Origin of the sequence: Sinorhizobium sp. FG01 (genome assembly GCF_002531875.1) — a bacterium.
Classification (GTDB): domain Bacteria; phylum Pseudomonadota; class Alphaproteobacteria; order Rhizobiales; family Rhizobiaceae; genus Sinorhizobium; species Sinorhizobium fredii_C.
Genome location: NZ_NWTB01000005.1, coordinates 375,238 through 389,501, shown reverse-complemented (window position 1 = coordinate 389,501; position 14,264 = coordinate 375,238). Strand labels below are relative to the sequence as shown.

Sequence of the window (14,264 nt, the reverse complement as noted above, 5' to 3'; positions counted from 1 at the left end):
GATTTGCCCCTTCCGACGGTTCTACAGGCGCTTGGAGCAAAGACGACGCGCGGAGGGCGCGGCAACCTAGCCCCTCCCCCTTGGGGGGAGGGGTTGGGGAGGGGTCTCGTCCTACATCCGAGAACGGCGGCGTGACGATGCATCGGCTTCTTCACGCGACCTCGGCTCCGGCAACGGGCGCCTTTTTCCAGGCCCGCGCGACGATCAGCGGCGTCGCCGGCATCTGCGATCCGCTCGGCGGCCTCTTTCTGCCCGACAGCCGGACATTGGTCGTCTCCGACCTCCACCTCGAAAAAGGCTCCGCCTTCGCCAGGCGGGGGATGATGCTGCCGCCTTACGACACGCTCGCGACGCTGCGCATCCTCGAGGCCGTCATTCTTCGCCATGATCCCTCAACGGTGATCAGCCTCGGCGACAACTTCCACGACCGGCGCGGATCGGCGGCAATGCCGGACAGCTTCCGCCAGATGATCGCCGCGATGGCCCGCGGCCGCCACTGGATCTGGATCAACGGCAATCACGATCCGGACGGCACCTCGGGACTACCCGGCGCCTCGATGGACGAGCTGCGCCACGCCGGCCTCGTCTTTCGCCACGAACCGTCGATGGTGGACGGCGTCGGTGAGATCGCCGGCCATCTGCACCCCTCGGCAACCGTCAAGCGCCGGGAGCGTTCCATCCGGCGCGCCTGCTTTGCGACGGATGGCAGACGGCTGCTGATGCCCGCCTTCGGCGTCACCACCGGCGGGCTCGATCTCCGGCACCGGGCGATGAGCGGCCTGTTCGAGCGCGAGCGGCTTGTCGCTCACATGCTCGGCCGCGACCGGATCTATTCGGTGCGCTTTGCCAACCTCTTGGGGTAGAGCGGGATCGAGGAAAAGTGTGCGCGGTTTTCCCCCCGCATCCCGCTCGCTATTGGAATCGATCAGAAGGCGTTAAAGGTGAGCGTCGTCAGCGAACGGGAAATACCTGGAACGCTGGCGATATTGTCATTGATGAACTTGCCGATGTCCTGGCCTTCCGCGACATAGATCTTCAAGAGCAGGTCGTAATCGCCGCTCGTCGAATACATCTCCGAGACGATTTCCTTGCGGTAGATCTCATCGGCAACCTCGTAGGTACGGCCGGGAGCGCATTGCAGTTGCACGAAAATCGGTTTCATGGGCTTCCTCTGCTTCCGGGAGTTGGCTCCCGACCATTCTACAGTGCCGCGCGTCTTATCAGACGCGCAAAGTCGCTGTAGCACTTTGAATTGCTGCATGTCTTTGTCCTTCAATCGAGGTCGATTTAAGGACACATGCAGTAGTCGCCGCCGGCGCAAGGACCGGAGGGGCATGCTGATCTTCAGTCTCTCTTAAACCGCCACGGTACAAAAGTGAACGTGCCCGCGAAGCTATCGCCCGGCTTAGTTCTGCATCAATCCTTGCGGAAGAGCAGGCTCGCGCCCCATCCGGTGATCACCGCCAGCGTCACGGCAAGAAGGCCGTAGACGAGCGGCTGCTCGTGCGCTGCGCGGGTAATCGCCTGTTCGAGGCCGGTTTTCACCACCCTCAGCGGCAAGGCCTTGGCGGCGACGAAGAGGCCCTCGCGGAAGAGATAGGCGCGCACCACGTGGACGCCGTTCGGAACATTCGCCGGCAGGCGGACGGAAGCCTTGAAAAGGCTCGAGCTGATGAATTGCACGCCGCCCGGATCGCGCTGGTAGACGCCGCTTTCTTCGCGGATGCGGCGGAAGGCGTTGCGGAACTCGCCGAGGCTGCTGCCGTCGCCGATGAAGCCGAGCGGCACCAGCCGCATATGATCGACGCCGATGCCCATATTGGCGATGTCGCGCGGCGGCGCGATCGTCTCGATATCGCGCGTGCTCGACAGCGAATAGGCTTCCGGGACGAGCTCGAAGGTCATCGACTGGGTGTTGACCCAGATGCCGAAGACGCGCTCCTTCTTGCGCACCGTCGCATTGTCCTTCGGCCCCTCGAGGACGACGATGATGTTGTACTTGCCCTGGGCGAGAAGGTTCGCGTCGAAGCCGTCAATGGCGCCGAAGATCGTCAGGTCGGCACCGCGGAAATCGGAGGTGATGGAGATCTCGTCCGTCGAGATGCCGATCTCGAGCTTCTCGGGGAAGTCGCCGACCTCACGCTCCAGAGACTGTGCCGATGCCGGCCAGGCGGCCGAAAGAGCGAGAACAAGCAGAACGAGACGGGCGAGCGAGCGCATCAGAAGCCGAACCCCGCTGAAACGACCGAGTAGATGTCCTTCGGCGGAATGATGAGCTCGATCGACAGGCGGATGCCGACTGCAAGCACGAGCAGCGCCAGCAGCGCCCGCAATTGTTCGCCGCGCAGCCGCTGGCCGACGCGCACGCCGTACTGGGCGCCGATGACGCCGGCAATCATCAGCACGAAGGCGAGCACGATATCGACCGTATAGTTGGTCGAGGCCTGGACGATGACCGTGTAGGCGGAGACGAAGACGATCTGGAACAGCGAGGTCCCGACGACGACGCTGGTCGGAATGCGCAGGAGATAGATCATCGCCGGCACCATGATGAAGCCGCCGCCGACGCCCATGACCGAGGTCAGGATGCCGATGCAGAAGCCGAGCGTGGCGACCGGGATGACGCTCAGATAGATCTTCGATTTCTTGAAGCGCATCTTCAACGGCAGCCCGTGGATCCAGTTGTGCTGGCCGGGCCGGCGCAATTGCGTGGGCTGGTTCTTGGCGGCCTTGCGCATGGCGATGATGCTCTCCCAGAGCATCAGCCCGCCGACCGAACCGAGCAAGACGACGTAGAGCAGCGAAATGACGAGATCGAGCTGACCAATGCTGCGCAGCAGCGAAAACAGCCAGACACCCACCGTCGCACCCACGAGGCCGCCGCAGAGCAGCACCGTTCCGAGCTTGATGTCGATCGTGCCGCGCCGGAAATGGGTGATCGCCCCGGAGATCGACGAGGCGACCACCTGGTTCGCGCCAGTCGCCACCGCCACCACCGGCGGAATGTTGTAGAAGATCAGGAGCGGCGTGATCAGGAAACCGCCGCCGACGCCGAACATGCCCGACAGGAAACCGACGGCCGCGCCCATGCCGAGAATGATGAGAATGTTCACCGACAATTCTGCAATGGGCAGATAGACCGTCACGGCCAAACCTCGATGTAACAACGGACCCGCAGGGCGGGTGAAAAATTGCAACTGCACAATTCCTAACCCGGAAACGCTTTAGGAATCGTGCAACGCTGGAGCATTCGCACGCCCGCTCGGAGCAAGGCACGGCGACGTGCTTCGAAGTGGCAAGAATTTCACCACGGGGACATTTGGCCGACCGCCTGCGTCCTCGACGGGACGCCGGACGGCACCCCGCTCATGCGCCCTCAGGCGGGAGCTGTCAACCTTATCAGGGACATGGAGCCGCAGTTTGCACCCGCCGCCGATCACAAGCGATAGACGGCTTGTCCGGCGACGGGTGAGCGCGGCGAGCATGGCGCGGTCCACAGGAGAAACGTCGAGCAGACGGGCCTCCGGCTCTCACGAATTGCGCTTCAACAATTCCCTTACCAATTCATCGGTGATTTCACCGGTCGGCTCGTGACCGATCGACTTCTGGAATGCCTTGATCGCGGCAATCGTCTTCTTGCCGATCTGCCCGTCGGGGGCGCCGGCTTCGAAGCCGTTGTTGTTGAGAATGGCCTGGATGTTGCGAACCGCCTTCGTCATGTCGACGGAGGCCGTCTTCGTCGGGGGACCCACCCAGGCGTCCGGCACATCCACCGAATTCGCTTCGGCGTCGACCGGCTGCACCTTCCAGGCGTCGACTTTCGCCTTGGCGTTCGCAAGCTCCCCGGGCTTCATCGCCTTGGCGATCTCGTCGCGTTTTTCGCCGGCGTCCTTGTCGCCGTCGCGCGCGGCGATCGCGAACCACTTGTAGGATTCCTCGAGGCTCTGAGCGACGGCGTTGCCGCGGGCATAGAGCACGGCGAGGTTGAACTGGCTGTCGCGGACCCCGAGATTGGCCGCCTTCTCGAACCATTTCACGGCTGCGGCGAGATCGGGCGCACCATCGCGGCCGCTGGCAAGCATGACCGCAAGATTGTGGCTCGCACTGGCATTCCCCGCCTCGGCAGCCTTCTGGTAGAGCGCCTTGGCCTTGGCCGCGTCGCGGGTTACCCCTGCCCCCTTTTCGTAGAGATTGGCGAGCCGGTAGGCCGCCGGAACGACGCCGGCATCGGCGGCGCGATGATACCACTTTGCGGCTTCGGCAAGATCTTCCTTCGCGCCGCGTCCTTCGGTGAAGCGGGTGCCGATCTCGTAATAGGCGAGGGGATCGCCGCCCTTTGCCGCAGTCACCAGAGCCGGCGGGCCGAAGCCTTCGGGCAGAACGATTTCGTTCGCCTTCAGCGGCGCAAAAGTCGCTGCCGCGGGCGTGCCTGCGGTCGCCGGCTGGAATGTCGAGACCGGACTCGCCTGCGCCGGCATGACTGCCGCCTGCAGCATCGGTGCCCCGCCGGCCTCCGTTGCCGGAGCGGTCGCGGCAGCTTTCTCGGGCGCCGCGGCGGGAGCCTTCGCCGCAAGCGGCGGCGTGTCCGTCTTGCCGACCGGAGCCACAGCCACTGCCGGTTCGGCAGGCTTTGCCGCCGCGACGGCGGGAAGCGGCTTTGCAGCGCCCTCGTCGGCGGCCTTCGGCGCGGTTTCGGCTTCCGCCTTGCGCTCGAGCGCTGCGGCGGGCCGGACGTTTTCCACGTCCCGGCCCTTCAGCATCGTGCTGACCAGCGGATAGGACATGATCGCCAGCAGAACGGCGCCGACCGCCATCAGGATCGGACGGCGATGACGGGCAAGGGCGCCACCCATGGCAGACGGTCCCTTATTGTCCTTGGCGCTCTTCAGCGAATCGGCTTCCTCGACGGCCATCTGCGCCGCACGGCGTGCGGCAGCGATGAAGTCCGCCTTTTCGACGCCGGCAGCCGACTGGCCGCCGCGGGCCATTTGCCCGGCCCGCACCCGCTCGAGTATCTTTTTGACGTCCGGCACGCCCGAGCCCGGCTCGAGCAGCTGGTTGGCGTCCTCGGGCGCGAGCATTTCCGACGGATCGATCGAGGGGGCGGGCTCGACCATCTGGCGCGCCGGCGCGAGTGCCGTCTCGCTGCGCTTGGGGGAAAAGCGACGGGTCAGGCCGGCGAGCAGGCCAGCCTTTGCCGCGGGCGGCTCGACTCGAGTTTCGTCCCGCGCGACAGTCGCAACCTCAACGGAGGAAGACAGGTCGGCTGCGACTGCGACGACGGCTTCGCCTTCGGCCGCTGTTTCAACCGGCTGATATTCCTGCCGCTGACCGGCATCGCCGAAGGCGCCGCCGAATTCCGGCTGCACCGCCTTGGGCATCGGCGCGGCGCGCGCCGCGGCAGCAATTCCGGCATTCGGCTCCCGCTCTTCGAGCCGTTCCAATTTCTCGGCGATGTGGACGAGCGTGTCATGCAGGGCCTCGAAAGTGCGCGCCGTGCGTTCTTCGCTCGACCGGCTGAGCTCCTCCAGCGCCTTGAGGTCGTCGGCAAGCGCCGAGATTGCCGCCATGTCGGTGCCGGCCGGGGCCTGCGGCGTGCCGTTTCTGGCATAGGCCTCCATCACCGCCTCGGCGGCCTGCCGGGCGGCCTCGATGATATATTCGTCGCTGGTGGCGAGATAGTCTTCGAGCGCCGTCATGCGGCTTTCGAACTCGACCGGCGCTGCGCCTGCCGGCTCCTGATGCGACTGGCTGACGAGCGCCGAAAGATTGCCGATCTGCGCTTCGAGATTGCGCAGCGCCTCGCGATCGTCGAAGGGCGCCGCTTGCGTCTCCTCGAGGCGCTGCGCGATGTCGGCAAGCCGGTCTTCGAGCCGCTCGAAGCGCATGTCGGGCGCCGTCGCGCCGGCATGGCCGTCGAGATCATCGATACGGCGGGCGAGATAATCGAGCCGCTCGGCCAGGGCGTCGTTGACGCTGCCCTGGTCCAGGGCTTCGATCCTGCGCGAAATATCGGCGAGATAGTCCGTCAGTTCCGGCACCGTGTTGCGCTGGCCGTGCTCGAGCAACGCGGAAAGCTGGTCGAGGCGTTCCTCCAGCCGGGCCGCAGCCCTCTCCCCCGCGAGATCCTCGACCCGCGCCGTGAGCGCCTCAATCCTAGCGCCGAGGCCGGCGTCCGGGCGGGCAATGTTGTCGATCTGCCGCGAGAGGTCGCCGAGGCGGCTTTCCAGCCGGTTGACGAAGGCACTGTCGAGATTCGTGGCCGTGCGGCCGGCGGCGACCGCACGGCTGATCTCATCGAGCCGCTGATCGAGCTCGGCGAACTGCGGGACGAAGCGTCTATCGTCCGGCTCCATCTGGCGCCCGAGCATCTCGATCGCCCGGGCGACCGCGACCAGCTTGTCCTCCAGCACATCGACGGCCGAGGCCGGGTTCAGCGTGCCGATCTGCGACTTGATCTCGTCGAGACGATAGGCGAGCGCCACAAGCTCGTCGTCCCGGTTTTGGTCGAAGGCGTTCAGCCGATCCTCGACGCCGCTCCAGCGGCTTTCCATGCGGCGCATGCTGTCTTCGCGGGCCAGGCCGTCGATCATCGCCCGGAGATCGTCGAATTCGACCCGCAGCGCGTCGACCTGCGCCGAGGGTGCCTGGCGTCCGAGCTGATTGATGCTGTCGGCAAGCCGCTGCAGATCGATCCTGATATCGGCGGCGTAGCTGCGATCCTCGGAGGCTTCCGCCTTGATGCCGCGGATTTCGGAACGAAGGGCGTGCATTTCCCGGGCAAGCCCATCGCTGATGTCGCGCTTCAGATCCTGCCTCAGCCCGACGAGAGCCTCGGCAATATCGGCTGCCGCGGTGGGCCGCGACGGCTGCGCCGGCGCCGGCTGGGGGGACTGGTATCGCGGCTCTTCCGCAAGGCGCTGCGGCGCAGGGCGATCGGAGGCGCGCGCCGCAAGGCGCTCGCGCAACGGCGATCGCTCGCGCCCGGCGCTGAGCGCCCGCTGGCGTTCGAGGATTTCCGAGACGGCGTTGCTCGCCGGGGCTGCCGGACGCTCCGGCTGGCGCTGCTCACGGCTGACGCTGCTCATCAGGCCCTCGATGCGGGCCTCGAGACCCTCGATGGTACGGTTGAGGGCATCGAGCGACGGCCTGTCGCCATAGGACGGGTTGCCTGCGCGCTGAGGATTGGATCGCGATCCGTTCATTGTCTCTTCGCCCCTGTCGTCGACTATCATGGAAGCCGCGGAAGGGCGTTTAAGTCCGTTCCTCTTCAGCGGCCCAGCCGAAGCGGGCAAAGCCACAACGATGCGAGCCTTCCGGTTGCAGCTTTGACCATCTCACAGCCCACAATTCATTAAACGTGGTAAACAAGCGGTTAATCGTCGGGATCTTTTAACGATTTATCCATCTGCGCCCGTCCTAATCTTCCTCGTCAGGTCTCTTCCGGGCCGACAACCGCCTCTTTCCAGATTTTTGCCACGCGCCAGATTTTGACGTTTACGCAAACGTCAAAATTTTGTAGCATCCTGCCAATCGTGCGAGGCCGAGAATTTCGGCTCGCGCACAAACAGCTCGAATCGGGCAAGCCGCGGCCAGCCCGAGAGGATATCAAGGCGAGGAAAGAATGCCCATTTACAAGGCTCCGGTCGACGACACCCTGTTCATCCTCAACGACGTGCTCTGCCTCGAGCGCTACCACAACCTGCCGGGCTTTGCCGATGCGACGCCGGACATGGTGGCGGCAATCCTCGGCGAGGCCGCCAGGCTCGCCGAGGAGGAGCTGTTCCCAATCAACCTTTCCGGCGACCAGGAAGGCTGCACGCGTCACGAAGACGGCACGGTCACCACGCCGGCCGGCTTCAAGAAAGCCTTCGATCTCTATCGCGAGGGCGGCTGGCTGGGCCTCGCGGCGCCGGAGGAATTCGGAGGACAGGGCCTGCCCTATGCGCTTCATACCGCGGTCGGCGAATTCCTGTCCGCCGCGAACATGTCGCTGATGATGTATCCCGGCCTGACCCAGGGAGCGATCGCTGCCATCCTCGTGCATGGCTCCGAGGAGCAGAAGCGCACCTATCTGCCGAAAATGGTCGACGGCACCTGGACCGGCACCATGAACCTGACCGAGCCGCATTGCGGCACCGATCTCGGCCTGCTTCGCACCAAGGCCGTGCCGAACGGCGACGGATCCTACCGGATCTCCGGGCAGAAGATCTTCATCTCCGCCGGCGAGCACGACATGGCCGAGAACATCATCCACCTGGTGCTCGCCCGCATCGAGGGCGCGCCGGAAGGCGTCAAGGGCATCTCGCTCTTCATCGTGCCGAAGTTCAAGCTCAACGACGACGGCCAGCCCGGCGAGCGCAACGGCGTTTCCTGCGGCGCGATCGAAGAGAAGATGGGCATTCACGGCAACTCCACCTGCGTCATGAACTATGACGAGGCGACGGGCTATCTGATCGGCGCGGAGAACAGGGGTCTGAGCGCCATGTTCGTGATGATGAACGAGGCCCGCCTTGCCGTCGGCATGCAGGGACTGGCGATCGCCGAAATCGCCTATCAGAACGCCGCGAATTATGCCCGCGACCGCCTCCAGGGCCGCTCGCTTTCCGGCGTTAAGGCGCCCGACCAAAAGGCGGACCCGATCATCGTCCACCCGGACGTGCGCCGCACGCTGATGACGATCAGGGCCTTCAACGAGGCCGGCCGCGCCTTCACCCTCTGGACGGCGCTGAAGTCCGACATCGCCCACCGCTCCGACAACGAACAGGAGCGGCAGGCGGCCGACGACATTCTCGGCCTGATGACGCCGATCCTCAAGGGCGTGCTGACCGACAAGGGCTTCGACCACACGGTGATGGCGCAGCAGGTGTTCGGTGGCCATGGCTATATCGAAGAGCACGGCATGAGCCAGTATGTGCGCGACGCCCGCATCGCGATGATTTACGAAGGGGCGAACGGCATCCAGGCGCTCGATCTCGTCGGCCGCAAGCTGGCGATGAATGGCGGCCGCGCCGTCATGGCGCTGTTCAAGGAAATCGGCGATTTTTGCGAGGAGAACCGCGGCGACGATAGGCTCTCCGGTTACACCAAGGCCCTGAAGAAGGGCCTCAACGACCTGCAGGCGGCGACCATGTGGTTCATGCAGAACGCCATGGCGAAGCCCGACAATGCCGGTGCCGGTTCGACCGACTACATGCATCTCTGCGGCCTCGTCGTGCTCGGCTACATGTGGGCGAAGATCGCCAAGACGGCGGAGGATAAGCTTGCCGCCGGGGAAAGCGCGCAGGCGGACTATCTCAAGAACAAGCTGATCACGGCCAAGTTCTTCATGGAGCGCATCCTGCCGGAAACGGCACTGCGCAAGGTGCGCATTGAAACCGGCGCCGATACGCTGATGGCGCTGGACGCCGCCGCTTTCTGATTTCAGAGTGGAACTGGACGAGGAACGGCCTGCGGGGCGGCTTCCGCCCGCACTCCGTTCCAATTGATGATGCGCGGCCCGACGAGGCGCCGGCGAAAGGGAGATGAGACATGACGAAAGTCTTCGTTTACGACCACGTGCGCACGCCGCGCGGCCGTGGCAAGAAGGACGGATCGCTGCACGAAGTGCCGTCCGTCCGGCTCGCCGCCAAGGTGCTCGAGGCGGTCCGCGACCGCAACGGGCTCGACACGTCGACAGTCGACGACATCGTCATGGGCTGCGTCGATCCGGTGATGGATGCAGGCTCGGTGATCCCGAAGGCGGCCGCCTTCGAGGCCGGCTACTCGACGCGAGCGCCCGGCATGCAGATCTCTCGCTTCTGCGCCTCCGGCCTCGATGCCGTTAATTTCGGCGCCGCCAAGATCGCCCAAGGGGCGGATGACATCGTCATCGCCGGCGGCGTCGAATCCATGTCGCGCGTCGGTCTCGGCATGTCCGGCGGCTCATGGTTCATGGATCCCTCCGTCAACCTGCCGGCCTATTTCATGCCGCAGGGCGTCTCCGCCGATTTGATCGCCACCAAATACGGTTTCTCGCGCGATGACGTCGACGCCTATGCGGTGGAGAGCCAGAAACGCGCCGCGCATGCCTGGGAAAAGGGCTATTTCGCGAACTCGGTCGTGCCGGTCAAGGATCAGAACGGCCTGACGATCCTCGACCGCGACGAGCATATGCGTCCCGGCACCGACATGCAGGCGCTCGCCTCGCTCAACCCCTCCTTCCAGATGCCCGGCGAGATGGGCGGCTTCGAGGCCGTCGCCATACAGGCGCATCCGGAAATCGAGCGGATCAACTATGTCCATCATGCCGGCAATTCCTCCGGCATTGTCGACGGCGCCGCGGCGGTGCTGCTCGGCTCGAAGGCCGGCGGCGAATCCATGGGGCTGAAGCCGCGCGCCCGCATCCGCGCCTTCGCCAATATCGGCTCCGATCCGGCGCTGATGCTGACCGGCCCGGTCGACGTCACCGAAAAGCTGCTGAAACGCGCCGACATGAGGCTATCCGACATCGATCTCTTCGAGCTCAACGAGGCCTTTGCCGCCGTCGTGCTTCGCTTCTGCCAAGCCTTCGACATTCCGCCCGATCGCATCAACGTCAATGGCGGCGCGATCGCGATGGGCCATCCGCTCGGCGCGACCGGCGCCATGATCCTCGGCACCGTGCTTGACGAGCTCGAGCGCCGCGACCTCAACACGGCGCTGGTGACGCTCTGCATCGGCGCCGGCATGGGCACCGCCACGATCATCGAACGCGTCTGATCCGTCCCGGGAGAGAGAATATGTCTTACACGAACTTCAAGATCGAAACCGACGCAGACGGCATCGTACTCGTCACCTGGGACATGCCGGAGAAGTCGATGAACGTCTTCACCCAGGAGGTGATGGAGGAGCTCGACGCGATCGTCGACCAGACGACCGCCGACACCGCCGTCAAGGGTGTGGTCATTACCTCCGGGAAATCGTCCTTCTCCGGCGGCGCCGACCTCTCGATGATCAAGTCGATGTTCACGCTGCAGGCCGAGGAGAAGAAGAACGATCCGGCCAATGCCGCGCAGAAGCTCTTCAATCTCGTCGGCCGCATGACCCGGCTCTTCCGCAAGCTCGAAACCTCGGGCAAGCCTTGGGTCTCGGCGATCAACGGCACCTGCATGGGCGGCGCCTTCGAGCTGTCGCTCGCCTGCCACGGCCGCGTCGCTTCCAATTCGAAATCCGTGAAGATCGCCCTGCCCGAGGTCAAGGTCGGCATCTTTCCGGGCGCCGGCGGCACGCAGCGCGTGCCGCGGCTCACCAACACGCAGGACGCGCTGCAGATGATGACCACCGGTTCGTCGCTGACCGCTGCACGCGCCAAGGCGATGGGTCTTGTGCACGAGGTGGTCGAGCCGGAGAAGCTGATCGAGGCCGCCAAGGCGATGATCAAGAACGGTTTGAAGGCCGTGCAGCCCTGGGACGAGAAAGGCTTCAAGCTTCCGGGCGGCGGCGTCTGGACGCCCGCCTCGGCCCAACTCTGGCCGGCGGCTTCCGCCATTCTTCGTCGCGAGACCTACGGCAACTATCCGGGCGCGATCGCCATCTTGAAATGCGTCTACGAAGGGCTGCAAGTGCCGTTCGATACCGGCCTCAAGATCGAGCAGCGCTATTTCACCGAAATCCTGCAGACCACCGAGGCCTTCTCGATGATCCGCTCGCTGTTCGTTTCGATGCAGGAACTCGGCAAGGGCGCGCGTCGCCCGGCCGGCGTGCCGAAGTCCGAATTCAAGAAGGTCGGCGTCGTCGGGGCCGGCTTCATGGGTGCCTCGATCGCCTATGTGACGGCTGCCGCCGGCATTCCGGTCACCCTCATCGACCGCGACATGGAAGCGGCCGAGAAGGGCAAGGCGCATTCGGAAGGCCTGGTTAGGGATTCCGTCGGCAAGGGCCGGCTGACGAAGGAAGAGGGCGAAGCACTGCTCGCCCGGATCACGCCGTCTGCCGATTATGGCGACCTCAAGGATGCCGGTCTCGTCGTCGAGGCGGTGTTCGAGGACCGGCAGGTCAAGAAGGACGTGATCGAAAAGGTCGAGGCCGTCATCGCACCCGACGCGATCTTCGCCTCGAACACCTCGACGCTGCCAATCACCGGGCTTGCCAAGAACTCGAAGCGGCCGGAGCAGTTCATCGGCGTCCATTTCTTCTCGCCGGTCGAGAAGATGATGCTGACCGAAGTGATCCTCGGCAGGGAGACCGGCGACCGTGCGCTTGCCACGGCACTCGACTATGTCGCGGCGATCAAGAAGACGCCGATCGTCGTCAACGACACCCGCGGCTTCTACGTCAATCGCTGCGTCTTCCGCTATATCCACGAAGCCTATGATATGCTGATCGAGGGCGTGCCCCCGGCGATGATCGAGAACGCCGCAAAGATGGCCGGCATGCCGGTCGGGCCGTTGTCGCTCAACGACGAGGTGGCAATCGATCTCAGCCAGAAGATCCTCAAGGCCACCGTCGCCGATCTCGGCGAAAAGGCTGTCGACCCGAGGCACATGGCGCTGGTCAACAAGCTGGTCGACGAACTCGACCGGCGCGGCCGCAAGAACGGCAAGGGCTTCTACGAGTATCCGGCAAAGCCGGCCAAGAAGTATCTCTGGCCGGGCCTCAAGGACCTCTACCCACAAAAGGCGGCCGACAAGGTCGATGTCGAGGTGTTGAAGCAGCGCTTCCTGGCAACGATCGCACTGGAAGCGGCCCGGACGATGGAGGAAGGCATCGTCACCGATCCGCGCGAGGCGGATGTCGGCTCGATCCTCGGCTTCGGCTTCGCACCCTATACCGGCGGCACGCTCTCCTATATCGACGGCATGGGCGCCAAGGCCTTTGTCGCGCTCTGCGATAAACTTGCCAAGGAGTATGGCGAGCACTTCAAGCCGACGCCGCTCTTGAAGGAAATGGCCGAAAATGGCGAGACCTTCTACGGACGGTTCGACCCCTACGGTGCGGCGCAGAGGGCGGCTTAAGCCGCTCGTCCTGGCATATGAAAATCCAAGGGCCGGCCCACTGGGCGCGGCCCTTTTTTGTTGTGCTGGTTCGTGAAGCGGCACGCGCGTCAGCCCGACTAGTTCGCCTTGTCGGCCGCCACCTCGCTCGATCGTCCTTCGGAGGAACTGGAGGATCCGCCATGTCGAAGGACAACAAGATCATCATCGAGAACGTCATCCGCCCCGGCAAGACCAACGCGGTCGACATCGATGTGTATGCCGCTATGAAGACGGCATTGCTCACAGTCATCCCCTCCGAAGCGCCCGGCCTGACGCTGGCTGAAATCCGCGCGCGGATCTTCGCCCATCTGCCGGAGGAGAAATTCCCCGGAGGCAGGGGCGTCTCCTGGTGGTCGAAGACCGTGCAACTCGACCTCGAGGCAAAGGGAGCGATCGTGCGGGAGAAGACGCGACCGATCCGGCTGCACAGGGGCTGACGCCGCGTTTCGTTTCGCCCCGTCCGCAATGTCGTTTTGCGCGGGCCCCCCGCGGCCTGCAAAGCGACGCTCATGTGGGCTCGCTCGTGCCAACACCCTCCGTCATCCCCGGGCTTGACCGGGTCAAGCCCGAGGATGACGGAGCAAGGGGGACGCCGCGCCTATAAGCGCAATTGACCGGAAACAAGTCGCCAAGCTAGCGGCTGGGCTAAGTGCATCTGCAGTTATCGAAATCGGAGAACCAACCATGCTGCCGCTCTCCTTCGCACTCGCCATCCTGCTTCTGCTCGCAACGCCAGGGCCGACGAACACGCTGTTGTGGCTTTCCGGCGCGGCGGTCGGCATGCGCCGGTCCCTGCCCCTGCTTCTCGGCGAACTCGGCGGCTATCTGACGGTGATCGCCCCCGTGGCGGTGCTGGCGGCCGCGCTGCTTTCCGCCCATCCCGAGATCGGTCTTTTGCTGAAGCTTGCCGCCGCCTGCTGGATCCTCTTCATGGCGCATGCGCTCTGGACGAGGAAGGCGCACAGCGCGAGTGAACGGCCGATCGCCTCCGGCCAGGTCCTCGCCACCACGCTCCTCAATCCGAAGGCGCTGGTCATTGCGCTCGTCATCATGCCGCAGCACGGGCTCTTGGCGATGCTGCCATGGTTTCTCGGCCTTGCGGCACTGACGCTGAGTGCCGGCACGCTTTGGATCGCCGCCGGCAGCCTACTGGCGCGCCTGCCGAGGCGGCCGGTCGGCCCACGTCTCCCGCGCCGCATCGCCGCTGCCTGCCTTGTCGCCTTCTCCTTCGGCATCGCCGGGAGCGCGCTCGCATCGATGCTATAGGCG

Annotated in this window: 10 protein-coding genes; 6 read left to right on the top strand and 4 right to left on the bottom strand. The window is 64.7% G+C overall.

Annotated features, from left to right (window positions below; translation table 11 throughout):
- The first annotated feature begins 137 nt into the window (after positions 1–137).
- On the top strand, positions 138–863 hold the full coding sequence (gene pdeM, locus CO656_RS10010) for a ligase-associated DNA damage response endonuclease PdeM (RefSeq protein WP_037420435.1): 726 nt from the start codon (positions 138–140) through the stop codon (positions 861–863).
- A gap of 62 nt (positions 864–925) precedes the next feature.
- Here pdeM and CO656_RS10005 read toward each other — a convergent pair whose 3' ends face one another.
- From CO656_RS10005 to CO656_RS09990, 4 genes are all read right to left on the bottom strand, one after another.
- Entirely contained in the window at positions 926–1,162 is a 237-nt protein-coding gene (locus CO656_RS10005; RefSeq protein WP_037378372.1) for an Lrp/AsnC ligand binding domain-containing protein, read from the bottom strand.
- A gap of 254 nt (positions 1,163–1,416) precedes the next feature.
- On the bottom strand, positions 1,417–2,220 hold the full coding sequence (locus CO656_RS10000; protein ID WP_037420441.1) for a TIGR02186 family protein: 804 nt from the start codon (positions 2,218–2,220) through the stop codon (positions 1,417–1,419).
- The gene (locus CO656_RS09995; protein WP_037420514.1) at positions 2,220–3,146 is read right to left on the bottom strand and encodes a sulfite exporter TauE/SafE family protein; all 927 of its coding nucleotides are present in this window, start codon (positions 3,144–3,146) and stop codon (positions 2,220–2,222) included. Before CO656_RS09995 ends, CO656_RS10000 begins: the two co-directional genes overlap by 1 nt.
- A gap of 384 nt (positions 3,147–3,530) precedes the next feature.
- Entirely contained in the window at positions 3,531–7,205 is a 3,675-nt protein-coding gene (locus CO656_RS09990; RefSeq protein ID WP_097525674.1) for a peptidoglycan-binding protein, read from the bottom strand.
- A 419-nt stretch (positions 7,206–7,624) separates the two neighbouring features.
- Between CO656_RS09990 and CO656_RS09985 the strand changes: the two genes are divergently transcribed.
- The 5 genes from CO656_RS09985 to CO656_RS09965 all read left to right on the top strand — a co-directional run bounded on the left by CO656_RS09985 (position 7,625) and on the right by CO656_RS09965 (position 14,261).
- Positions 7,625–9,421, top strand: a complete 1,797-nt coding sequence (locus CO656_RS09985; protein WP_037420445.1) for an acyl-CoA dehydrogenase C-terminal domain-containing protein — start codon at positions 7,625–7,627, stop codon at positions 9,419–9,421.
- 110 nt (positions 9,422–9,531) lie between these two features.
- On the top strand, positions 9,532–10,740 hold the full coding sequence (locus CO656_RS09980; protein WP_097525608.1) for an acetyl-CoA C-acetyltransferase: 1,209 nt from the start codon (positions 9,532–9,534) through the stop codon (positions 10,738–10,740).
- A 20-nt stretch (positions 10,741–10,760) separates the two neighbouring features.
- On the top strand, positions 10,761–12,974 hold the full coding sequence (locus CO656_RS09975; RefSeq protein WP_097525607.1) for an FAD-dependent oxidoreductase: 2,214 nt from the start codon (positions 10,761–10,763) through the stop codon (positions 12,972–12,974).
- 161 nt (positions 12,975–13,135) lie between these two features.
- A complete protein-coding gene (locus CO656_RS09970) occupies positions 13,136–13,432 on the top strand; it encodes a hypothetical protein (RefSeq protein WP_037420456.1) in 297 nt (98 codons plus the stop codon).
- 247 nt (positions 13,433–13,679) lie between these two features.
- The gene (locus CO656_RS09965; protein ID WP_097525606.1) at positions 13,680–14,261 is read left to right on the top strand and encodes a LysE family transporter; all 582 of its coding nucleotides are present in this window, start codon (positions 13,680–13,682) and stop codon (positions 14,259–14,261) included.
- The last annotated feature ends 3 nt before the right edge of the window (positions 14,262–14,264 follow it).

Excerpts from the sequence above, each read along its gene's own strand:
- pdeM (WP_037420435.1), top strand. The coding sequence starts at position 138 with ATGCATCGGCTTCTTCACGCGACCTCGGCTCCGGCAACGGGCGCCTTT.
- CO656_RS10005 (WP_037378372.1), bottom strand. The coding sequence starts at position 1,162 with ATGAAACCGATTTTCGTGCAACTGCAATGCGCTCCCGGCCGTACCTAC.
- CO656_RS10000 (WP_037420441.1), bottom strand. The coding sequence starts at position 2,220 with ATGCGCTCGCTCGCCCGTCTCGTTCTGCTTGTTCTCGCTCTTTCGGCC.
- CO656_RS09990 (WP_097525674.1), bottom strand. The coding sequence starts at position 7,205 with ATGAACGGATCGCGATCCAATCCTCAGCGCGCAGGCAACCCGTCCTAT.
- CO656_RS09985 (WP_037420445.1), top strand. The coding sequence starts at position 7,625 with ATGCCCATTTACAAGGCTCCGGTCGACGACACCCTGTTCATCCTCAAC.
- CO656_RS09980 (WP_097525608.1), top strand. The coding sequence starts at position 9,532 with ATGACGAAAGTCTTCGTTTACGACCACGTGCGCACGCCGCGCGGCCGT.
- CO656_RS09975 (WP_097525607.1), top strand. The coding sequence starts at position 10,761 with ATGTCTTACACGAACTTCAAGATCGAAACCGACGCAGACGGCATCGTA.
- CO656_RS09970 (WP_037420456.1), top strand. The coding sequence starts at position 13,136 with ATGTCGAAGGACAACAAGATCATCATCGAGAACGTCATCCGCCCCGGC.
- CO656_RS09965 (WP_097525606.1), top strand. The coding sequence starts at position 13,680 with ATGCTGCCGCTCTCCTTCGCACTCGCCATCCTGCTTCTGCTCGCAACG.